15 protein-coding genes are annotated in these 22,361 nt (G+C 68.9%); 12 read left to right on the top strand and 3 right to left on the bottom strand.

The window, feature by feature from the left end; translation table 11 throughout:
• Positions 1-3: 3 nt before the first annotated feature.
• Positions 4-1,185, bottom strand: a complete 1,182-nt coding sequence (locus ACIA1L_RS24845; RefSeq protein WP_396075291.1) for a fatty acid desaturase family protein — start codon at positions 1,183-1,185, stop codon at positions 4-6.
• Between the two features lie 12 nt (positions 1,186-1,197).
• Entirely contained in the window at positions 1,198-2,277 is a 1,080-nt protein-coding gene (locus ACIA1L_RS24840; protein ID WP_396075289.1) for a ferredoxin reductase, read from the bottom strand.
• Positions 2,278-2,386: 109 nt separating this feature from the next.
• On the opposite strand from ACIA1L_RS24840, the gene ACIA1L_RS24835 reads away from it, so the two are divergent.
• The 11 genes from ACIA1L_RS24835 to ACIA1L_RS24785 all read left to right on the top strand — a co-directional run bounded on the left by ACIA1L_RS24835 (position 2,387) and on the right by ACIA1L_RS24785 (position 20,980).
• Positions 2,387-3,592, top strand: a complete 1,206-nt coding sequence (locus ACIA1L_RS24835) for a PucR family transcriptional regulator (protein ID WP_396075288.1) — start codon at positions 2,387-2,389, stop codon at positions 3,590-3,592.
• Between the two features lie 90 nt (positions 3,593-3,682).
• Entirely contained in the window at positions 3,683-4,510 is an 828-nt protein-coding gene (locus tag ACIA1L_RS24830) for a siderophore-interacting protein (protein WP_396075287.1), read from the top strand.
• A gap of 129 nt (positions 4,511-4,639) precedes the next feature.
• Complete coding sequence (gene pulA / locus ACIA1L_RS24825) at positions 4,640-9,964, top strand: pullulanase-type alpha-1,6-glucosidase (RefSeq protein WP_396075401.1); 5,325 nt, start codon at positions 4,640-4,642, stop codon at positions 9,962-9,964.
• 94 nt (positions 9,965-10,058) lie between these two features.
• A complete protein-coding gene (locus ACIA1L_RS24820) occupies positions 10,059-11,453 on the top strand; it encodes an NAD(P)/FAD-dependent oxidoreductase (RefSeq protein ID WP_396075286.1) in 1,395 nt (464 codons plus the stop codon).
• A 171-nt stretch (positions 11,454-11,624) separates the two neighbouring features.
• A complete protein-coding gene (locus ACIA1L_RS24815; protein ID WP_396075285.1) occupies positions 11,625-12,383 on the top strand; it encodes a phosphatase PAP2 family protein in 759 nt (252 codons plus the stop codon).
• Between the two features lie 189 nt (positions 12,384-12,572).
• Complete coding sequence (locus tag ACIA1L_RS24810; RefSeq protein ID WP_396075284.1) at positions 12,573-13,118, top strand: TetR/AcrR family transcriptional regulator; 546 nt, start codon at positions 12,573-12,575, stop codon at positions 13,116-13,118.
• A gap of 1 nt (position 13,119) precedes the next feature.
• The gene (locus ACIA1L_RS24805; RefSeq protein ID WP_396075283.1) at positions 13,120-15,294 is read left to right on the top strand and encodes an MMPL family transporter; all 2,175 of its coding nucleotides are present in this window, start codon (positions 13,120-13,122) and stop codon (positions 15,292-15,294) included.
• Between the two features lie 190 nt (positions 15,295-15,484).
• On the top strand, positions 15,485-17,032 hold the full coding sequence (gene mmsA, locus ACIA1L_RS24800) for a multiple monosaccharide ABC transporter ATP-binding protein (protein WP_396075282.1): 1,548 nt from the start codon (positions 15,485-15,487) through the stop codon (positions 17,030-17,032).
• The gene (mmsB, locus tag ACIA1L_RS24795; RefSeq protein WP_396075281.1) at positions 17,029-18,339 is read left to right on the top strand and encodes a multiple monosaccharide ABC transporter permease; all 1,311 of its coding nucleotides are present in this window, start codon (positions 17,029-17,031) and stop codon (positions 18,337-18,339) included. The genes mmsA and mmsB overlap by 4 nt, the downstream gene beginning before the upstream one ends.
• Positions 18,340-18,400: 61 nt before the next feature.
• Positions 18,401-19,501: a substrate-binding domain-containing protein gene (locus ACIA1L_RS24790; protein WP_396075280.1), complete on the top strand. Its 1,101-nt coding sequence runs from the start codon at positions 18,401-18,403 to the stop codon at positions 19,499-19,501.
• A gap of 294 nt (positions 19,502-19,795) precedes the next feature.
• A complete protein-coding gene (locus tag ACIA1L_RS24785; RefSeq protein WP_396075400.1) occupies positions 19,796-20,980 on the top strand; it encodes an ROK family protein in 1,185 nt (394 codons plus the stop codon).
• Here the strand turns inward: ACIA1L_RS24785 and ACIA1L_RS24780 are convergent.
• Entirely contained in the window at positions 20,969-21,598 is a 630-nt protein-coding gene (locus tag ACIA1L_RS24780; protein ID WP_396075279.1) for a hypothetical protein, read from the bottom strand. The genes ACIA1L_RS24785 and ACIA1L_RS24780 overlap by 12 nt on opposite strands.
• Positions 21,599-21,772: 174 nt before the next feature.
• On the opposite strand from ACIA1L_RS24780, the gene ACIA1L_RS24775 reads away from it, so the two are divergent.
• Entirely contained in the window at positions 21,773-22,333 is a 561-nt protein-coding gene (locus ACIA1L_RS24775) for a Uma2 family endonuclease (protein WP_396075278.1), read from the top strand.
• The last annotated feature ends 28 nt before the right edge of the window (positions 22,334-22,361 follow it).

The following is a 22,361-nucleotide window of genomic DNA, read 5'->3' as shown; positions in this document are numbered from 1 at the left end:
GCGTCAGGAGGCGGTCTTCGGCTCCGCGCGCTGCCAGCGGGGTGCCGGCATGTTCTCCGGGTCCAGCTTCTTGCGGGGCGCGCGCTCGGTCAGCGGCCCCCGGTTCGGCAGGGACAGCCGGATGATTTTCGCCCAGGCGGAGGCGACCTGCTTCGGCATCGGGCCGGTCACGTAGTTCAGCTCGTACTTTTCGAACAGGGCCCGGACCTTGGGCGCGATCTCCTGGTAGCGGTTGCTCGGCAGGTCGGGGAAGAGGTGGTGCTCGATCTGGTGCGACAGGTTGCCGGTCATGATGTGCAGCAGCTTGCTGCCGCTGATGTTGGCCGAGCCGAGCATCTGCCGCAGGTACCACTCGCCACGGGTCTCGCCCTCGATCGACGTCCGTTCGAAGGTCTCGACGCCGTTGGGAAAGTGTCCGCACATGATGACCGAGTGGGTCCACAGGTTGCGGATGATGTTGGCCGTGAAGTTCGCCGCCATGGTGTGCAGGAACGACGGTCCGGACAGCGCCGGGTGCACGACGTAGTCCTTCAACATCTGCTTGCCGATCTTGCGGCGGACCTGCTTCAGCCGGGCCTTGAACTCCGGCGAGCGGCGGCGCTTCTTCGACTTCAGGTTGCGGCCCAGCTCCAGGTCGTACGCGGCGATGCCGTACTCGAAGAACAGCGCGTTGATGAAGTTGTAGAACGGCTGGCCCAGGTAGGCCGGGGTCCACGGCTGGTCCTCGTCGACGCGCATGATGCCGTAGCCGAGGTCGTTGTCCTTGCCGACCACGTTCGTGTACGTGTGGTGCAACTCGTTGTGCGAGTGCTTCCACTGCTCGGCCGGGGTGGCGCTGTCCCACTCCCAGGTCGACGAGTGGATCTTCGGGTCGCGCATCCAGTCCCACTGGCCGTGCAGGATGTTGTGCCCGACCTCCATGTTGTCGAGGATCTTGGCGACCGACAGTCCGGCCGTGCCCACCAGCCAGGCCGGCGGGAAGATCGAGAACAGCAGCACCACGCGGCTGCTCAGCTCGAGCCGGCGCTGGATGGAGATCATCTTGCGGATGTACTTGGCGTCGTTCTCGCCGCGGCTGGCGATCACCTCGTCCCGGATCGCGTCGAGCTCGATGCCGATCTGCTCGATGTCTTCCGGCGTCAGGTGCGCGATCGGGCTGACAGTCTTGCGCTGCAGAATAGTCACGACGTCCTCTTCTTAGAGCTCGATGCGGCACGGGCCGGCGGCCGCGTTGATGCAGGTCTGAACGGGAATGGCGTCGCCGGGCTCGGCGACGGTGAGCGAGCCGTCGCGCAGGTCACGCACGGCGCCCTCGCGCAGCGGCAGCACGCACTTGAAGCAGATGCCCATCCGGCAGCCGGACGGCATGAGCACACCCGCGGCCTCACCGGCTACGAGAATCGGTTCACCGCCGCCGGCCGAGACGGTTTTTTCCGTACGCGTGAAAGTCACGTCCCCACCACCCGCGGCATCCGCGACGACCGTGGGCCGGAATCGTTCGGTGCGCAGCCGCTCGCGGGCGCCGGCCTGCTCCCAGTGCTCTTCCAAGTCGTCGAGCAGCGCGTTCGGCCCGCACGCCCAGGATTCCCGGGCGAACAGGTCGGGCACCAGCTCGTCCAGGTCGGCCGGCTTGAGTCGGCCTTCGCTCGCAGTGTGCCGCTCGACCAACCGAATCCGGCCCTCAGCGGCCAACTTGCGCAGGTCGGCGCCGAAGACGGCATCTTCAGCGGTACGCGCGGAGTGCACCACCACCACGTCGGCCAGCTCGGTGAGCCGGCTGCGCAACATGCCCATGACCGGCGTGATGCCACTACCGGCCGTGACGAACAAAATCTTCTCCGGGGCGGCGGCAGGCAGCGTGAACTCGCCCGCGGGCACGTCGAGATGCAGGATCATGCCGGTCCGCGCGCGCTGGACGAGCTGGGTGCTCACCGCGCCGCCGGGCACCGCGTTGACGGTGACCGTGAACAGCCCGCCGTTCTTGTCGCCCCGCGGCGCGCTGGTGACCGAGTACGAGCGCCAGAGTCGGATGCCGTTGACCTCGACGCCCAGCCGGACGTACTGGCCGGGCGTGTGTGGCTGCCAGCCACGGCCGGCGCGCAGTGTCAGCGTGACGCTGTTCGAGGTCTCGGGCCGGACGCCGACGATCTTGGCCCGCAGGATCGATGCATTGCGCAGCGGGGCGACCGCGTCGAGGTAGTCGGCCGGGACAACCGGGGTCGTGATGAGCTCGACGACCCGCCAGGCCCCGGATCGCAGTTGCCGCGTGAGAGCCATGTCCCCCAGCCTGCTGTGAGTCGGGAACGAACGCCTGACCTGCCGAAGTGAATCCCCGGGCGGTTATTGTTCGCTGGAGACAACGACCTGTGGCACACCTGGAGACCCCATGGATGACCGGCTGCCCGACGTCCCGGACTTCCGTCTGGCTCCGGAAATCGTCGCCCCGCTGCGGGAACGGCTGCCCGAGGTCGCCGTCCAGACCATCAACGCCATCACCGCCAACGTTCCGGCGTACGCGGAAGCCTTCGCGGGTGAACTGGGCGCCAAGATCGAGAAAGCGGTCCGGGCCGCGCTCGGCACGTTCCTCAACCTCGTCTCCCGCGCCGCCGGCCCCGGCAGACGCTCCCCGCTCGCCCCGGCCATCGACGCCGCGTACGCCCTGGGGCGCGGGGAGGCCCGCTCCGGCCGCAGCCTCGACGCGCTGCTCGGGGCCTACCGGGTGGGTGCCCGGGTGGCCTGGCGTCAGTTCGCGGCCATCAGCGTCGCCACCGGGCAGCCTGCCACCACCATCGCCCGCTTCGCTGAGCTGGTGTTCGCCTACATCGACGAGCTGTCGGCCGCCAGCGTCGCCGGACATGCCGACGAACTCGCGTCGTCCGGCCGGGCCCGCCGCCGGCACCTCGAACTGCTCGCCCAGGCCTTGGTGGCCGGCGAGGCCCTCGATGTGGTGCTTGCCGCCGCGGAACGCGCCGAATGGACGCCGCCGGCGACTCTGACCGCCGTTCTGCTGCCCGAACGCGCGGTCCGCTCGATGGTCGACCTGCTCGATCCGCAGACCCTGCAGGTCGCCGAACCGTGCCCGGATCTGGCTGATCTGTCGGTCCTGCTCGTCCCGGACGCGCAAGGCTCGTCCCGCAGCCATCTGCTTCGCCTGGTAGCCGGCCGCGGAGCCGTCGTCGGCCCGGCCCGGCCCTGGCTGCGGGTCCGCGAGTCCCTCACCCGCGCGGCCCGGGTCTGGCGGCTCGGCGTCCGCCCCGCCGCTCCGGGTGCCGCCATCGACACTGAAGATCACCTGCTGGCCCTGGTGGTCACCGCGGACCTGCAGGCGCTGACCGACCTCCGTGACCGGGTGCTGGCCCCGCTCTCCACCGAACGCGCCGCTACCGCCGCCAAACTCGTGGAAACCCTCCGCAGTTGGCTGCTCCACCAGGGCCGCCGCGAAGACGTTGCCGCCGACCTCTTCGTCCACCCCCAGACGGTCCGCTACCGCATGTCTCGCCTCCGCGAGCTGTACGGCGACCGCCTCCGGGACCCCCAGTGGCTCCTCATGCTCACCCTCGCCCTCGCCGGCCCCCAGGAAGCATCAGCGTGAGACGCGCGTGACCGTGAGGTACGTCCCACCACCGACTGGCACACTAAGGGTAGCCTTACCGCACTTAGTCGAGCGGGAAGAAGTCAACTCATGTCGAACAGTCCTGTCCGGGCCGCGCGCACCGGTGTTGTCGCCCGGGTGGAGCGGCTGACGCCGCACATGGTGCGGATCGTCGTGGGCGGCCCCGGCCTGGCCGACGTGCAGGCCGGGGAGTGCACCGACCACTACGTCAAGGTGATCTTCCCGCAGCCGGGCGTCGCTTATCCCGAGCCGTTCGACCTGGGCGCGATCCGCGAGACCCTGCCACGGGAGGCGTGGCCGGTCGTGCGGACGTACACGGTGCGGAAGTGGCTGCCGGAGCTGCCCGAGATGTGGCTGGACTTCGTGGTGCACGGTGACGAGGGCATCGCCGGGCCGTGGGCGGCTTCGGCGCAGGTGGGGGATCTGGTGCGCTTCCAGGGGCCGGGCGGCGGCTATGCGCCCGATGCTGCCGCTGACTGGCACCTGTTGGCGGGGGACGAGAGTGCGCTGCCCGCGATCGCCGCCGCTCTGGAGGCGATGCCGGCGGGGGCGAAAGCGCACGCCTTCATCGAGGTGTCTGGGCCGGCGGAGGAGCAGAAGATCGACACGGTGGCCGACGTCGAGCTCACCTGGCTGCACCGCGGCGACCGCCCGGTGGGAGCAGCGCTGGTGGAGGCGGTCCGGGCGCTGGAGTGGCCGGTCGGTCGGGTGCAGGCGTTCGTGCACGGCGAAGCGACGTTCGTGAAGGATCTGCGCCGGCTGTTGCGAGTGGAGAAGCAGCTGCCGATGGATCAGCTGTCGATTTCGGGCTACTGGCGGCGGGGCTTGAACGAGGACGGCTGGCAGTCCAGCAAGCGCGAGTGGAACCGGCAGGTGGAGGCCGAGCAGGCCGCCTGAACGTGCGCGATGCGCTGTAACTGAATGTCAGATCTTGCAAGTCCTTGCAGTGGCCTTCCGGCGGGAGTTAGCGTGCGTCGTCCCGTCGCATAGGAAGGCCTCGATGTGGAGACTTCGCGGGCGAGCAGGATGCTGCTTGCCGTACTCCTCGTGCTCGGCGTGCAGATTCCGGTGGCAAGTGCGGCGGAAGCGAAGATCCGGCCCGACAGTACGCCGAAGAACGAACAGTTCTACTTCGTCCTGCCGGACCGGTTCGCGAACGGCGACACCCGCAACGACCGTGGTGGCCTGGCCGGCGACCGACTGTCCACCGGGTACGACCCGACGGACAAAGGCTTCTATCACGGTGGCGACCTCCAGGGCGTGATCGAGCGCCTGGACTACATCCAGGGGCTCGGCACCACCGCGATCTGGCTGGCGCCGGTGTTCAAGAACAAGCCGGTGCAGGGCAGTGGCGCCGACATCTCCGCGGGCTACCACGGCTACTGGATCACCGACTTCACCCAGGTCGACCCGCACTTCGGCACCAACGCCGACCTCAAGCGACTGGTGGATCTCGCGCACCGGCGCGGCCTGAAGATCTACCTGGACATCATCGTCAACCACACCGCGGACGTCATCAAGTACGCCGAGAACACCTACGCGTACGTCGACAAGGCGGCCAAGCCGTACCGGGACACGCAGGGGCGCACCTTCGAGGACCGCAACTACTCGGACGGCAGCCGCGCCTTCCCGGCGGTGGGTGCCGGATCGTACCCGTACACGCCGGTCCTGGCGAAGGGCGACGAGAGCGTCAAGGTGCCCGCGTGGCTGAACGATCCGCGGATGTACCACAACCGTGGCGACACCACGTTCATCGGCGAGGACAGCGAGTACGGCGACTTCTTCGGCCTTGACGACCTGTGGACCGAACGTCCCGAGGTGGTCCGTGGCATGACGAAGATCTACGCGGACTGGATCAAGGATACCGGGATCGACGGCTATCGCCTCGACACGGTCAAGCATTCCAACCTGGACTTCTGGCCGCAGTTCTCGGCAGGCATCGCCAAGGCGGCCCGGCAGGCGGGTAAGCCGGACTTCTTCATGTTCGGCGAGGTCTACAGCGCCGACCAGGAGATCGAGTCCACGTATGTGCGGCGCGGCGGCCTCCCCGCCACCCTCGACTTCTCGTTCCAGGCCGCGGCGAAGACGTTCACCGCGGACGGAGGTTCCGCTACGGTCCTGGCCGATCTGTACGCGAAGGACGACCTCTACACCACCAAGGACGCCAGCGCGGACCGGTTGCCCACCTTCCTCGGCAACCACGACATGGGCCGGATCGGGTCCTTCGTCGCCAACGGCGGCACCGATCCGGCGACCCACCTGCGCCGCGATCAGCTGGCGCACGAGCTGATGTTCCTCACCCGCGGCCAGCCGGTGATCTACTCCGGCGACGAGCAGGGCTTCACCGGCCCGGGCGGGGACAAGGACGCCCGGCAGGACATGTTCGTGAGCCGGACCCCCGACTACCTCGACGACGACCTGCTGGGCACCGATCGCACCCACGCGCAGAGCAACTACGAGACCGGCCACCCGGTCTATCGGACGATCGCCGCGCTGGGCGCACTCCGCAAGGCCCATCCCGCCCTGCGCGATGGCCTGCAGGTGACTCGGCACGCTGCTGACGGACCGGGCGTGTTCGCCGCCTCCCGCCTCGACCGCTCCCAGCGCCGCGAATACGTGATCGCGGTCAACAACGCCACTACCGCGCAGCCGGTCACCATCGACACCTGGACGCCGAACGCCTCGTTCCAGGGCATCTATGGCGGCGCCGGCGGCGCGACCACGAGCGCTGACGGCAAGCTGACCCTGACGATCCCGGCACTGTCCGCCGTCGCCTACCGCGCCGGGAAGACGGTTGCTGCGCCGACTGCCGCGCCCACGGTGCGGTTCACCACACCCGAAGCCGATGCGTACGTGCCCACGCGCACCGAACTCACGGCCGACGTCACCGGCGACCCGCTCGCCACGGTCCGGTTCGAGGCGAAGGTGGGCAACGGGCGGTGGCAGTCCTTGGGCGTAGCAGACACCGCGCCGTACCGGGCCTATCACGACCTGACGGGGCTCGCCGGGGCTACGCCGGTCAGCTATCGGGCCACCGTCCGAGACAGCCGGGGGCGCACGGCCACCACGACCAACGCCATCAAGGTGGGAACCCCGGTCGTGACCGCCGGGCCGGACTACGCAGTCGTGCATTACCAACGGCCGGACGGTGACTACGACGACTGGAGCCTGTACGCCTTCGGGGACGTGGAAGCGCAGACCCCGTGGCCGCAGGGACAGCCGTTCGCGGGCGTCGACGCGTACGGTCGCTTCGCCTGGGTGAAGCTGAAGCCGGGCGCCAAGAACGTCGGCTTCCTCGTGGTGAACAAGGACGGCGTCAAGGACGTCGACGCCGACCGTTTCCTCGACCCGACCGGGCAACCCGAGATCTGGCTGAAACAGGGGGATCCGGCGATCGGCACGGTGCCACCGCCGGTCGTGCAGGACGAGAACACCGCGGTCATCCACTACCGTCGCACCGACGGTGACTACACCGGCTGGGGCCTGCACGTGTGGGATGGTGCCGCGAACCCGACCGACTGGTCCGCGCCGCTGCCGCCCGCCGCGACCGACTCTTTCGGTGTGACGTTCCGGGTGCCGCTCACTGCGGGTGCCGCGGGACTGAATTACATCATCCACAAGGGAGACATCAAGGACCTCCCCGCGGATCAGCGCCTGGACTTCGCCGCCGCGGGGCGCGAGGTGTGGCTGCTGTCCGGTGTGACCGATCGACTAGTGCCACCGGTGCGGAAAGCGGGGACACAGGGAGTGGTCGACATCGGCAAAGCCGCAGCGGTGTGGCTGGACCGTTCGACCATCGCCTGGAAAACCGGCACGGGCAGCACCCTCGAACCGGTCGGCGCGGGGACCGACGGCCGGATCTACGACCTGATCTGGGCGCCCAGCGGCGGCCTGAACCCGGAGCAGCCGCAGCACAGTCTGCGCCTCAGCGCGCAGCGCAACGGCCTCACCGAGGCGCAGCGACAGCGCAACCCACACCTGTGGCAGTACGGCGCGTTCGCACTGCCGCGGGGAACGGAACTCCGGGACATCCTCAAAGCGCAGGTGGCTGTCACCGAGCGGGACGCCCAAGGCAAGCTGCTCGCCGCGACAGGCATCCAGATCGCCGACGTGCTCGACGACGTCTACGCGGCCGCCACGGATGCGCGCCTGGGCGCGGTGTTCGATGGCGGTCGACCGCGCCTGTCCGTCTGGGCCCCGACCGCGCAATCGGTGCAGCTGGAGCTCTCCGACTCGCCAACCGGCACCGTCCGGGCCGTGCCGATGAGCCGCGACAACCGGACCGGCGTGTGGTCGGTCGCCGGTGCCCGGGACTGGAAAGGCAAGTACTACCGCTATCGCGTCACCGTCTGGTCGCCCACCGCGGGCAAGGTGGTGACGGCGAGCGTCACCGACCCGTATTCGGTCGCGCTGTCGGCGGACTCCACGCACAGCCAGATCGCCGACCTGACCGATCCCGCGCTGGCCCCGCCGGGCTGGAACACGCTGCGTAAACCTGCTTCCGGCAAGACCCAGATCACCGAACTTTCGGTCCGCGACTTCTCGCCGCAAGGCACCTATGCCGCCTTCACCGCTCCGGGCTCGCCCGGCATGCAGCACCTGAGCAAGCTGGCAACAGCCGGAACGACGCACGTACACCTGTTGCCGGTGTTCGATTTCGCGACCATCCCCGAGCGGCGGGCCGACCAGAAAGAGCCCGCATGTGACCTCGCTACGTTGCCGCCGGACTCGGCCGAGCAACAGCAATGCGTTGCCGCCGTGGCCGCGACCGACGGCTACAACTGGGGGTACGACCCGCTGCACTACACGACGCCGGAGGGCGGTTACGCCACGAATCCCGAAGGCGTGGCGCGGACGAAGGAATTCCGGCAGATGGTCGCCGGGCTGAACGGTGCCGGCCTGCGCGTGGTCATGGACGTCGTCTACAACCACACGTCTGCCGCCGGCGACGATCCGCACTCGGTGCTGGACCGGATCGTGCCCGGCTACTACCAGCGACTGCTCGCCGACGGCTCGGTCGCGAACTCGACGTGCTGCGCCAACACCGCGCCCGAGCACGCGATGATGGGCAAGCTCGTCGTCGACTCCGTGATGACCTGGGCGCGGGCGTACAAAATCGACGGTTTTCGCTTCGACCTGATGGGTCACCACCCGAAGGCAAACATCCTGGCCGTCCGGGCCGCGCTTGATCGGCTGACTCCCGCTCGCGACGGGGTCGACGGCACGACCATCCTGCTGTACGGCGAAGGCTGGGACTTCGGCGAAGTGGCGGGCAACGCGCGCTTCGAGCAGGCGACCCAGGCGAACCTGGCCGGGACCGGCATCGGCACCTTCAACGACCGGCTGCGCGACGCTGTCCGCGGCGGCGGGCCGTTCGACGACAACCCCCGCGTGCAGGGCTTCGCCTCCGGCCTCTTCACCGCACCGAACGGCGACCCGGTCAACGGCACCGAGGCCGAGCAGCAGGCCCGCCTCCGGCACTACCAGGATCTGATCAAGGTCGGTCTCAGCGGAAACCTCGCAGGCATTTCCTTCACCGCCTCGGACGGGACGGTCCGCACCGGCGCGCAGATCGACTACAACGGCTCACCGGCCGGATACACCGCGGCGCCAGGCGAAGCGATCACCTATGTGGACGCGCACGACAACGAAATTTTGTACGACGCCTTGGCCTACAAGTTGCCGCAGGACACCTCAGCCACTGATCGAGCCCGCATGCAGACTGTGGCGTTAGCCACCACGGCGCTCGGGCAGGGTCCCGGATTCGTGACTACCGGCAGCGAGCGACTGCGGTCGAAATCACTGGACCGCAACTCGTACAACTCGGGGGACTGGTTCAACCGGATCGAGTGGGACTGCACCCGAGGCAACGGATTCGGTCGAGGGCTGCCACCGGCCGCCGACAATGAGGCGAAGTGGCCGTACGCGAAACCGCTGTTGGCTGACCCGGCGCTGAAGCCGGACTGCGCGGCGGTCGAGCTCGCCGACGCGACCTGGCGCGAACTGCTGACGATCCGGGGTTCATCGCCGGTCTTCGGCCTGCCGACCGCCGCTGAGGTGCAGAAACGGCTGTCGTTCCCGCTGTCTGGCCCGGCCGAGACGCCCGGCGTCGTCACCATGACGCTGGACGGCCGCGGCCTGGATCCGCGCTGGCAGTCGGTCACGGTGGTCTTCAACGCCACCCCGTCGGCGGCCACTCAGGTGGTCCCGGCCCTGCGCGGTGCGGACGTGGCCCTGCATCCCGTGCAGCACACCGCGGCGGACCCGGCGCTGCGGACGGCGTCCTTCTCCGCGGCAACGGGGACTTTCACCGTCCCGGCCCGATCGGTGGCGGTGTTCGTGCAAGGCTGACGGTGACCGACCTCACGAAGTGGTGCCGATCCAACGGTCCCGGGTATCGGACGTTACGGTACGCGGGGAACGACAACGACCACCGGAGGACCCCATGGCACAACGCACCGCTCACCGGCACCGCGTGGTGATCGTCGGGGCCGGATTCGGCGGGCTCTTCGCCGCCAAGGCACTGAGCCGTTCCGACGTCGACGTCACGCTGATCAACGGCACGGCCTATCACCTCTTCCAGCCACTGCTCTACCAGGTGGCGACCGGCATCCTGTCCGAGGGCGAGATCGCCCCACCGATTCGCGAGATCCTGAAGCGCCAGGAGAACGTCGACGTCAAGCTGGGCTGGGTCACCGACGTCGACGTCAAGGCGAAGAAGGTGTTCGTCGCCGCGCCCGGCATCGACTACACCGTCGACTACGACACGCTGATCGTCGGCGCGGGCGCCTCCCAGTCGTACTTCGGCAACGACCAGTTCGCCGACCACGCGCCCGGCATGAAGAGCATCGACGACGCCCTCGAGCTGCGCGCCCGGATCTTCGGCGCCTTCGAGCTGGCCGACCTGCACACCGATCCCGACGAGCGCGAGCGCTGGATGACGTTCGTCGTCGTCGGTGCCGGCCCCACCGGCGTCGAGATGGCCGGGCAGATCGCCGAACTGGCCCACCGCAACCTGCCCGGACAGTACAAGCACATCGATCCGCGCGAGGCCCGGGTCATCCTGATCGACGCGGTCGATGCGGTGCTGAAGACCTTCGGCGACCGGCTGTCCACCCGGGCGCTGCGCCAGCTGCACCTGCTCGGCGTGGAGGTCGAGCTGGAAACCAAGGTCGTCGGGGTGGACGCCACCGGCATCGACGTGGACACCCCGCGCGGCCGGGAGCGCATCGCGTCGATGACCAAGATGTGGGCGGCCGGGGTGGCCGCGCCGCCGCTGGCCCGCAAGCTCGCCGCGGCCGCCGGGGTCGAGACCGACCGAGCCGGCCGGATCAAGGTGCAGCCGGACTGCACGCTGCCGGGCCACCCGGAGATCTTCGCGGTGGGCGACATGATGGCCCTCGACAACCTGCCCGGCGTGGCCCAGGTCGCCATCCAGAGCGGCCGGCACGCCGCCGGACAGATCAAGAAGCGGCTCGCCGGCAAGGAGACCGGTCAGCACTTCAAGTACTTCGACAAGGGCAGCATGGCGACCATCTCCCGGTTCCACGCGGTCGCCAGCATCGGCAAGATTCACGTGTCCGGCTTCATCGGCTGGCTCATGTGGCTCGCCGTCCACCTGCTCTACCTCGTGGGCTTCAAGAACCGGATCACGGCCGTGCTGCACTGGTTCGTCAGCTTCCTCGGCCGGGGCCGCTCCGAGCGGGTGGCGACCTTCCAGCAGGCGTACGCCCGGGCCGCGGTCCGCGAATACGGCGACCCGTTCGAGCGCAGCCGTGCGACCGCCGCTGCCTCCGCGGCTTCCGCGGCTTCCGCCGCTTCCGGGCAGCGTTCCGAGTAAGGCGCACCGCTCCGATTTGGGCAGCGCTCCGAGTCGCTCGCGCACCCTCCGCCCCTGGGCATCGGCCGAAAGGCGGAGGGTGGGCAAGATCCCATTCGGCCACCCGTCGGATTCCGTTCGGATACCCGTTACGTCAGGCTTCCCCTCGGTTCACCGACGGGGAGGTCACCGGTGTCACGACGAGGTCTACGGGAAATCGTTCTGCTGCTGGCGGCATTCGCCGCGTACAGCGGGGCGCGCATGCTGGCCGATCCGGATCTCGGCTCGGCGCGGGCCACCGCGGATGCGCTGCTCGGCCTGGAACGCCTCCTGCACCTTGACGTCGAGGACACCTTCAATCGGGTCGCGACCGGCACGCCGTGGGCGGCAGCCGCCATGTCCTTCTGGTACGCCGCTCTGCACTACCTCGTGACGCCACTGGTGCTGGTGTGGCTCTTCCTGCGCCACCGGGACCGCTATCCGACCGCGCGCAACGGCCTCGTCATCGGCTCCGCGCTCGGCCTGATCTGCTACGTGCTGCTGCCGACCGCACCGCCCCGGCTCATGCCTGCGGGCTTCGTCGACACTCTCGCCAGCACCGCCGACCTGGGCTGGTGGTCGAGCCACGCCTCGGCCCCCGCTGGGCTGGGCCACTTCACCAATGAGCTGGCCGCGATGCCGTCCCTGCACGTCGGCTGGGCGTTCTGGGTCGCCTGGGTGCTGCCGGGCGTGCTGCCGCGGGTCATCGGCGGCCTCTATGCCGCGATCACCGCGGTGGTGGTGGTCGGCACGGCCAATCACTGGGTGCTGGACGCGGTGGCAGGAATCGCGGTGATCGCGGCGGGCCTGGTGATCGCCCCGCGCCTACGCCGCCGCGCCGAGCCTGCCGCGGCGCTGCACATCCCGGCGCCCCGGCGCGCTGACGCTGAGGAGCCCGTACCGGTCGGCTGACCGGGCGGCTCTCAGCGGGCTGACACCGAGCCGGTGCCGGTCGGCTGCTCCTTTGAGGCCGGCATAGCGCCGATAAAGGCGGGTAAACCGCCCCAGCCCGGGTACCTGGCAGTCGACCCCGTGTAATCCAGCCCACTTTCCTGACCGATCGGCCAGCTTCTGACCGATCGGTCAGGCATGCTGGGGGACATGGCTCGCATCAGCACCCGCGACGAGGTTCTCCGCGTCGCCGCCGAGCGGTTCTCCCACTTCGGCTACAAGGGCACCTCCCTGCAGGACATCGCCGCCGGCGTGGGGTGTTCGAAAGCCACGCTGCTCTACCACTTCGCCAGCAAGGACGCGATCCTCGCCGAGCTGGTGGCGCCCGCCGCCCGCGAGCTGGGCGAGTTGGTCGCCCAACTCGCAGCGCTGGACGCCGCCGCCGCACAGGCCGCCGCCATCGACGGCTTCGTCGAGCTCGTGCTGCGGCACCGGCGCGAGGCCGCGCTGATCTACGGCGGCATCCCGCAGTTTCTGCAGGAGCCGGCGTTCGCCGACCTCCTGCCGCACACCGACGCGCTCTGCGCCGCCTTCGCCGGCGGCACCGACGACCCGGCCGCCTGCATCGCCGCCGAGGTGGTGCTCTCCGGCATCGTCACGGTCGTCATCGACGAAGAAAAAGACCCCACCGAGCTGCGGACTGCCCTCGTGGGGGTAGCCCGCCGTGCCCTGATCCACCCTCACCCCAAGGACTGACATGGCAACTCTGCTGTACCGGCTCGGCCGGGTCTCGTTCCGTCGCCGCAGACTGGTCGTCCTGCTGTGGCTCGTCCTGCTGATCGCCCTCGGTGGCGCGGCGTTCGCCTTCAAGGGCGCCACCGCCAGCGACTTCACGATGCCGGGCACCGAGTCGCAGCGGGCGATCGACTCGCTGCGCACGGAGTTCCCGGAGGCCAGCGGCGCCACCGGCACCATCGTGGTGGCCGCTCCCCAGGGCCGCACCCTGACTGACCCGCAACTGCAGCAGGCGGTGCAGGGCCTGGTCAAAGAGGCATCGGCACTGCCGGGTGTGCTCGGCGCCGTGGATCCCTACCAGGTTAAGGCGTTGTCCCAGGACGGGCGGCACGCGCTGATCCAGGTCCAGTTCGCCGAGCGGGCTGACGGGGTCACCCCGGACCAGCGCGACGCGTACGAGGCCAGTGGCGCGAGCGCCGAGGCGGCGGGTCTGCGGGTCGAGCACGGCGGCGAGGTGATGAACGCGGAGCCGGAGGTGGGTGGCACCGAAGGCATCGGTGTCCTGATCGCCCTGGTGGTCCTGGTGGTGACGTTCGGCTCGCTGGTGGCCGCCGGCATGACCATGCTCAACGCGCTGATCGGTGTCGGCGCTGGCATGGCCGGCCTGTACGCGCTCAGCAGCGTCGTCTCGCTCACCAGCACCGCCCCGGTCCTCGCCCTCATGCTGGGCCTGGCCGTGGGTATCGACTACTCGCTGTTCATCACGTCGCGGCACCGTCAGCACCTGACCGAGGGCATCGAGCCGGAAGAGGCCGCCGGCCGCGCGGTCGGCACCGCGGGCTCCGCTGTGGTGTTCGCGGGCATCACCGTCGTGATCGCTCTGGCCGGACTGGCCGTCGTGGACATCCCGTTCCTGACCGTCATGGGTCTGGCCGCCGCGGGTACGGTCGCAGTGGCGGTGCTCGTAGCCATCACGTTGCTGCCGGCGCTGCTCGGCTTCGCCGGTGCCCGGGTGCTGCCCCGCAAGCTGCGCGGCAATGCCACCGCGGCGTCCACGAAGGAGGGCTTCGGGTTCCGCTGGGCGCGGCTGGTGACGAAGTGGCGCGTACCCGTGCTGCTCGTCGGAATCCTCGGCCTGGGCGCGCTGGCGCTGCCCGCCGCCGACATGCGTGTCGCGTTGCCAGACGCGAGCGCGGCCGCGGAGGGCACTCCCGCCCGGGCCGCCGCCGACCTGACCACCGAGGGTTTCGGTAAGGGCTTCAACGGCCGTCTCGCCCTGGTGGTCGCCACCGAGTCTCCTGAGCAGACCAAGGCCGCGGTCGGCGAGGTGACAAAGGCTCTGCAAGGGACGCCGAACCTGCTGGCGGTGACTGCGCCGAACCTGAGCCGGGACGGCAAGACGGCACTGTTGGCGATCATCCCGACGACCGGCCCGACCGAGAAGGCCACCGAGGACCTGGTGCACGAGGTCCGGGACCGGACGCACGGCCTCGGCGGCGCGGACGTCTCGCTGACCGGGCAGACCGCGATCGGCATCGACGTGTCCGAGAAGCTCTCCGACGCCCTGCCGGTCTATCTGCTGCTGGTGGTGGGCCTGTCGGTGCTGCTGCTGATGCTGGTGTTCCGCTCGATCCTGGTGCCGCTCAAGGCCGCACTCGGTTTCCTGCTCACTGTGGGCGCCACCTTCGGCATCACCGTGTGGGTGTTCCAGGAGGGCCACCTGGCGAACCTGGTCGGTCTCTCGGTGCCCGGACCGCTGATCAGCTTCCTGCCGATCCTGCTCATCGGCATCCTGTTCGGCCTGGCGATGGACTACGAGGTCTTCCTGGTGTCGCGGATGCGCGAGGACTTCGTGCACGGCGAGACCGCTCAGGAGGCCACAATCAGCGGCCTGGGCCATGGCGCCCGGGTGGTCACCGCCGCCGCGTTGATCATGATTTCGGTGTTCGCGGGATTTGTTCTGCTGGACGACCCGGTGATCAAGTCGATGGGCTTCGCGCTCGCTGTCGGGGTCGCGATCGACGCGTTTGTCGTCCGGATGACCCTGGTTCCGGCGGTGATCTCCCTACTTGGTCGCTCTGCGTGGTGGCTCCCGGGTTGGCTGAACCGGCTGCTCCCGAACGTCGACATCGAGGGCGAAAACCTCCGAAAGACGCTTGACCAGCCATCCGACCGGGTACCGGTCAGCGTCGGCTGACGATTTATCCCGAACAAGAGCGGGTTGCCGATCCGGCAGCCCGCTCTTTCATTACAGGATTGTTACCTAAGCGCGGATCTCGTGGCTTGCGAACCGTCTTCGCATCGGAATAGGTTGCCGACGACAACAAAAGCGGAATGACCTCGACCACACCGGAGGCATCCATGACGTTCGCGAGGTGGTGCGTGCGATGACAACTCCCGCCCCCATCCTGCTGGAGATGCGTTCCATCACCAAGGAGTTCCCCGGCGTCAAGGCGCTCTCCGACGTGAACCTGGTGGTCCGCGCCGGCGAGATCCACGCGATCTGTGGTGAGAACGGTGCCGGCAAATCCACCCTGATGAAGGTGCTCAGCGGCGTCTACCCGTACGGCACGTACGCGGGTGACATCGTTTACCAAGGCGCCCCCGCGCGGTTCGCCAACATCCGCCAGAGCGAGCAGGCGGGGATCGTGATCATCCACCAAGAGCTCGCGCTCATCCCGCACATGTCGATCACCGAGAACATCTTCCTCGGCAACGAGCCGCGTCGGAACGGCGTGATCGACTGGAAGGCCGCCCAGAAGCGGGCGCTCGAACTGATGGCCCGGGTCGGCCTCAGCGAAGACCCGGACACCCTGGTCAAGGACATCGGCGTCGGCAAGCAGCAGCTCGTCGAGATCGCCAAGGCGTTCGCCAAGGACGTCAAGCTGCTCATCCTCGACGAGCCCACCGCGGCGCTGAACGAGACCGACTCGCAGCACCTGCTCGACCTGCTGCGCGGTTTCCGTGAGCGCGGCGTCACCTCGATCATGATCTCGCACAAGCTCAACGAGATCGAGGCGATCTCCGACGAGATCACCATCCTCCGGGACGGCAAGTCGGTTGAGACGCTGAACATCGCCCGCGACGGCGTCGACGAGGACCGGATCGTGCGCGGCATGGTCGGCCGCGAGCTGAGCAGCCGGTTCCCGGAGCACACCCCGAAGATCGGTGAGACCTTCTTCGAGGTCCGCAACTGGACCGTCCGGCACCCCATCTCCGCCGACCGGCTGGTCTGCAAGAACTCGGCGTTCCACGTCCGCCGGGGCGAGATCGTCGGCTTCGCCGGGCTGATGGGCGCCGGGCGCACCGAGCTGGCGATGAGCATCTTCGGCCGCTCGTACGGCGTCTTCCTCGGTGGACAGATCATCAAGGACGGCAAGCCGATCCAGCTCAAGACGGTGTCCGACGCCATCGCGCACGGCCTCGCCTACGTCAGCGAGGACCGCAAGGCGATCGGCCTCAACCTGCTCGACGACATCAAGACCTCCACGGTGGCGGCCAAACTTTCCAAGATCTCCAAGCACGGCGTGCTGGACGAGGTCGCCGAGTACCAGGCCGCCGAGGCCTACCGCAAGGACCTGCGCACCAAGGCACCCACGGTCGACGAGGGCGTCGCCAAGCTCTCCGGCGGCAACCAGCAGAAGGTCGTCCTGGCGAAGTGGATGTTCACCGACCCGGACCTGCTGATCCTCGACGAGCCCACCCGCGGCATCGACGTGGGCGCGAAGTACGAGATTTACGGCATCATCCAGCGGCTCGCCACCCAGGGTAAGGGCGTCATCGTCATCTCCTCGGAGCTGCCCGAACTGATCGGGCTCTGCGACCGCATCTACACCGTGTTCGAAGGCCAGATCACGGGCGAGATCGCCCGTGCGGATGCGGATCCGGAGACCCTCATGAAGCAGATGACCTCGACGAAGAAGCAGACCCGATGAGCCGATTCAAGGACCTTCAGAAGAACCTGTTCGGAGGCACGACCTCCAACGCCCGCCAGTTCGGGATGATCTTCACGCTGGTGGCGATCGTCCTGCTGTTCCAGGGCCTCACCGCGTGGAAGTTCGGCGACGGTCTGACCCTGCGGTCGGACAACCTGATCGCGCTCTTCCAGCAGAACTCCTACATCCTCATCCTGGCAGTCGGCATGCTGATGGTGATCGTGGCCGGCCACATCGACCTCTCGGTCGGCTCGGTCGCCGCGTTCGTCGGCATCCTGGTCGCCAAGTCGATGGCGGACTGGTCGCTGCCCTGGCCGGTCGCCATCCTCTTCGGCCTCGGCATCGGTGCGCTGATCGGTGCGTGGCACGGCTTCTGGGTGGCGTACGTCGGTGTTCCGGCGTTCATCGTCACGCTGGCCGGCATGCTGCTGTTCCGCGGCGCCAACCAGTTCGTCGGTAACGCTGCCACGATCCCGGTGCCGGAGGGCTTCCAGATCATCGGCGGCGGGTTCCTGCCCGAGATCGGCCCGAACACCGGCTACAACAACCTGACTCTGCTGCTCGGCCTCGCCGCGTGCGTCGCCGTCGTGTGGCGGGAGTTCCAGGGTCGGCGTACCCGTAAGGAAATGAACGCGGAGCCGACGCCGATGTGGGTGTCGGTCATCCGGATGGCCATCATGGTCGGGGTCCTGATCTTCGTGACGCTGCGCTTCGCGGGCGGCCGGGTCGGCACCAGCTTCCCGGTCTCGGGCCTCATCCTCGTGGTGCTGGTCCTCGCCTACGGCTTCTACACCCGCAACACCGCGGGTGGCCGGCACATCTACGCGGTCGGCGGCAATGCCCGCGCCGCCGAGCTGTCCGGCGTGAAGCTCAAGCGGGTCAACTTCTTCGTCATGATGAACATGTCCGTCCTGGCTGCCCTGGCCGGCATGATCTTCGTGGCCCGCTCGGCCGCCTCCGGCCCGCAGGACGGTCTGAGCTGGGAGCTGGACGCCATCGCGGCCGTCTTCATCGGCGGAGCGGCGGTCGCCGGCGGTATCGGCACGATCTCCGGCTCCATCGTCGGCGGTCTGGTCATGGCTGTCCTCAACAACGGCCTGCAATTGCTCGGCGTCGGCACCGACCGCGTCCAGATCATCAAGGGACTGGTCCTGCTGCTCGCCGTCGCCCTGGACGTCCTCAACAAGAGCCAGGGTCGTTTCTCGATCATCGGCACCATCTCGAAGCCGTTCAGCCGGGAGGCACCCGCCGCACCGGCATCGTCGGACGCGGGCAACCCGCCCGCCAAGACGACGGTGGCCGGCTGACGGTTCACCGACCTTCCTCGCACACTCCGCAACACCACGAAGAGAAAGGCAACACCTCCCCATGCGCAACTTCTTCGGCAAGTCGGTGGCCGTCGGTGCCGTCGCCATGTTGGCCCTCACCGCCTGTGGCTCCGGCCGCGAAGGCGACACCTCCACCGGTGGCGCTGCCGCCAAGGGCTTCGCCGCCAACTCCCTGATCGGCGTGGCGCTGCCCGCGAAGACCTCGGAGAACTGGGTACTCGCCGGTGACCTGTTCACCAGCGGCCTGAAGGAAGCTGGCTTCCAGGCGGACGTGCAGTACGCCGGCGCCTCCACCACGGTCGCCGACCAGCAGGCGCAGATCACCGCCATGGTGACCAAGGGCGCCAAGGTCATCGTCATCGGCGCGACCGACGCCGCGCAGCTGTCGACCCAGGTCGCCGCGGCGCACAAGGCTGGCGCGAAGGTCGTCGCCTACGACCGCCTGATCCTGAACACGCCGGACCTCGACTACTACGTCGCGTTCGACAACTTCAAGGTCGGCCAGCTCCAGGGCCAGGCCCTGCTGGACGGCATGAAGGCCAAGAAGCCGAAGGGCCCGTGGACCATCGAGCTGTTCTCCGGCTCGCCGGACGACAACAACGCCGGTGTCTTCTTCAACGGCGCGATGGACGTGCTCAAGCCCGCGATCGACAAGGGCGAGGTCGTCGTCGGCTCGGGTCAGACCGACGTCAAGCAGACTGCCATCCAGGGCTGGAAGGCCGAGGGTGCGCAGGCCCGCATGGACCAGCTGCTGACCTCGACGTACGGCAGCAAGGAGCTCGACGGCGTCCTGTCGCCGAACGACACCCTGGGCCGCGCGATCATCCAGTCCATCAAGAGCGCCGGCAAGGCCGTCCCGGTCGTCACTGGTCAGGACTCCGAGGTGGAGTCGATCAAGTCGATCATGAAGGGCGAGCAGTACATGACGATCAACAAGGACACCCGGAACCTGGTGAAGGAGACCATCACCATGGTCAAGTCGCTCCAGGCCGGCACCGAGCCGCAGATCAACGACACCAAGTCGTACAACAACGGCAACAAGATCGTCCCGACCTTCCTGCTGCCGCCGGTCGCCGTCACCAAGGCCAACGCGGCCGAGGCGTACGCCAACGACCCGAAGCTCGCGCCGCTCACCAAGTAAGGTTCGCTGCGCAAGTCACGCACGACGGCCCTTGGGGTCCCCGGAGTCCGTCTCCGGGGACCCTTTGCCGTGCACCCCGCTGTCGCCGAAGGAGCTGATCCCGTGGCTGTGCCCCTGCCGCGCGGTCTGCGTCGCCCCGGAACGGCAATCCCCGCGCAGGCTTCGCCCCCTACGCCCGCCACTGACCCGTCACCTCCCGCTGCCGCCGGCCCGTCGTCGCCTGCGGCCGGGCTGTCATCTCCTGCGGCCGGCCTGTCATCTCCTGCGGCCGGCCTGTCATCTCCTGCGGCCGGCCTGTCATCTCCTGCGGCTGGGCCGTCGTCGCCTGCGGCCGGGCAGGAAGAGATTCGGCGGCAGAATCTCGGCGCTGTGCTGCGCTATGTGCATCTGCACGGGCCGACCTCTCGCGCCGAACTGACCAGCAGGCTGGGGCTCAACCGCAGCACCATCGGGGCGTTGGCCGCCGACCTTTCCGCCGCCGGCCTGGTCGCCGAGGAAGCACCGGCCGCCACCGGACGGGCCGGGCGACCCTCGCTGGTGGTGAGCCCCTGCTCGGCGCGGATCTACGCAACGGCGCTGAGCATCGAACCGAAACGGCTGCGCGCGGGCCGGATCGGACTCGGCGGACGCATCCTCGACCTGCGCGAGGCGCCCCGACCGTGCGGTTCGGGGCCGCTGGACGCCGTACCCGTGCTGGCTGATCTGGTGCGCGCGATGGACCGTGCTGCCGACACCGACACCCGTTGTGCCGGGGGTGCTGTCGCGGTCGCGGACACCGTGGCGGGCAGCGACGGGATCAGTCGGGTGGCCGGTCCGGAGGAGACCCTCGCCGCGGCGCTCGACACTGCCCTGGGCGCCGCCGGTGCCGGCTTCGTGGCGGGCGACCTCGCCGACTTCGCCGCGCTGGCCGAGCACGCCCGCGGTGTCGCCACCGGAGTCCACGACCTCATCTATCTGCACGGCGATCTGGGCTTGAGCGCCGGCATCGTGACCGGCGGTCGGCTCGTCGCCGGGCACGGCGGGCGCAGCGGCAAGGTCGGTCACATGGTGGTGGACCCGGACGGCCGGCGCTGTGGCTGTGGATCCCGCGGCTGCTGGCAGACCGAGGCGGGCACCGAGGCGCTGCTTCGACGTGCGGGAGCAGCGCCGGACACCGACCCGCTCGTGGTGCTGCGGGCCGCCGACAAGGGCGACGCGACCGCCCGCGAGGCCTTGGCCGCCGTCGCAGACTGGCTGGGGTTCGGCGTCGCCAACCTGGTCAACGTCTTCAACCCCGACCTGGTGGTCTTCGGTGGCACGCTGCGCGACCTGTACGCAGCCGGCGCCGACACCGTACGGCGCCGCCTCGACACGATGGCCCTGCCGGCGTCCCGCGAGCACCTCCACCTGCGGGCGGGCGCCCTCGGCACGGACGCACCCCTGATCGGCGCGGCTGAACTGGCCTTCGATGCTCTGCTGGCCGACCCGCTAGCCCTGTGAGTAGGTGCGTCGGGCGGTCAGGCCGGGCAGCAAGGACATGGCGGCGACAAACGCCCCCGCGATGGACAGCAGGTAGGCGATCACGATGCCCTCCATGCCGCCGCTGAACATGACTCCCAGCACGAAGATGGCGAAGCCCAACAGCGCCGGTCCCGCGGCCAGCACCCACGCTGCCGTCTTCTGCGCCGGGCTCCACCGCGGCGAACCGGAGATCAGCAACATCCCGGCCAGCGGGGCCACCACCGGCATCAGCACACTGCCACCCGCCAGCAGCGCGAGCCCGGTGTACTCACCCGCCGCCGACGGTGCGGGCGCCGCCGCGGCAGGAGCGGCGGTCATGGTCGCCGGGCGCCGCAGATGAGCCGGCATCCGCCCGCGCCGCGCCGCCCCGACCAGCGACTCCGGGGCTCCCAGCAGCCGGAGCACCTGCATAGGGTCGTCGCCCTGCCCGACACTGCGCCGCAACGCGATGTAGTCCGCCACGGTGGTCATGAGCTCGTCCCGCAGATCCGGCTCCAGCTCCTCACTCGCGGCCCACAAGGCCGCCAGGTAGTCGAGCACCAGCACGTCGGTCTGCGCCAGCGGCGCGGTATCGGATGAGTACGGCCCGGACGTCACGATGTTCCCCCTGCTAGCTCGGCAGCACTGCCCGGTCAGCATCGCGAAACCGGCACCGGCGGCACATCTGACCAGCGACGGGGTCTGCCCGGCCCCCCTCTGCCTTTCGGCCGATCCCACCCGGGTGCCCGGACACCGGTAAAGTCACGGTGACTTGTGTGAGGGGGGGTAGCCGTGAGCGTTGCTCTGCTTGAGCATGTTGGTCCCTGGACTGAGGAGGACTACCTGGCCCTCGGGGAGACTGCCGACCGGATCGAACTTCTCGACGGGAGCTTGCTGGTGAGCCCGGCGCCGAGCAAACGGCATCAGAGTCTGTCGCGTCGCATTGCGAACGCCCTCGATGAGCCGGCCGCTGAGGCGGATCTGATCGTGTACGAAGCGGTCAACGTGCGGCTGGGCACGGGCCGGATCGTCATTCCAGACATCGTCGTGGCGGACACCGACGACGAGGGTGTCGTCGTCGAGTGTGCCGAGGTGGCTCTGGTCGCCGAGATCGTCTCACCGGGCAATGCCGCCGCAGACCGGCTGGTCAAGATGCAGCTCTACGCTGCCGCCGGCATCGGGACCTACCTGCTCGTGGAGCCGGAGACCGACAGCGGCGTCACGATCCGGATGTATCGCCTCGACGGCGCGCACTATGTCGAGGATCAGGTGGTGACCGGTGGGGGAGCCCTCGCCGCCGGTGCGCCGTTTGCTTTCGTGCTGGATACCGGCGCCTTGGTTGGCGGCCGGTAGCGCGGCCGGAGAATTCCTAACGCCCTGC

The organism is Actinoplanes sp. NPDC051859, assembly GCF_044452725.1.
GTDB lineage: Bacteria > Actinomycetota > Actinomycetes > Mycobacteriales > Micromonosporaceae > Actinoplanes.
This window is presented reverse-complemented; position numbering and strand designations above follow the sequence as displayed.

Bases quoted from the DNA above. Each gene is read 5' to 3' on its own strand.
- ACIA1L_RS24840 (WP_396075289.1), bottom strand. From the start codon at position 2,277: ATGGCTCTCACGCGGCAACTGCGATCCGGGGCCTGGCGGGTCGTCGAG.
- ACIA1L_RS24835 (WP_396075288.1), top strand. From the start codon at position 2,387: ATGGATGACCGGCTGCCCGACGTCCCGGACTTCCGTCTGGCTCCGGAA.
- ACIA1L_RS24830 (WP_396075287.1), top strand. From the start codon at position 3,683: ATGTCGAACAGTCCTGTCCGGGCCGCGCGCACCGGTGTTGTCGCCCGG.
- pulA (WP_396075401.1), top strand. From the start codon at position 4,640: ATGCTGCTTGCCGTACTCCTCGTGCTCGGCGTGCAGATTCCGGTGGCA.
- ACIA1L_RS24820 (WP_396075286.1), top strand. From the start codon at position 10,059: ATGGCACAACGCACCGCTCACCGGCACCGCGTGGTGATCGTCGGGGCC.
- ACIA1L_RS24810 (WP_396075284.1), top strand. From the start codon at position 12,573: ATGGCTCGCATCAGCACCCGCGACGAGGTTCTCCGCGTCGCCGCCGAG.
- ACIA1L_RS24805 (WP_396075283.1), top strand. From the start codon at position 13,120: ATGGCAACTCTGCTGTACCGGCTCGGCCGGGTCTCGTTCCGTCGCCGC.
- mmsA (WP_396075282.1), top strand. From the start codon at position 15,485: ATGACAACTCCCGCCCCCATCCTGCTGGAGATGCGTTCCATCACCAAG.
- mmsB (WP_396075281.1), top strand. From the start codon at position 17,029: ATGAGCCGATTCAAGGACCTTCAGAAGAACCTGTTCGGAGGCACGACC.
- ACIA1L_RS24790 (WP_396075280.1), top strand. From the start codon at position 18,401: ATGCGCAACTTCTTCGGCAAGTCGGTGGCCGTCGGTGCCGTCGCCATG.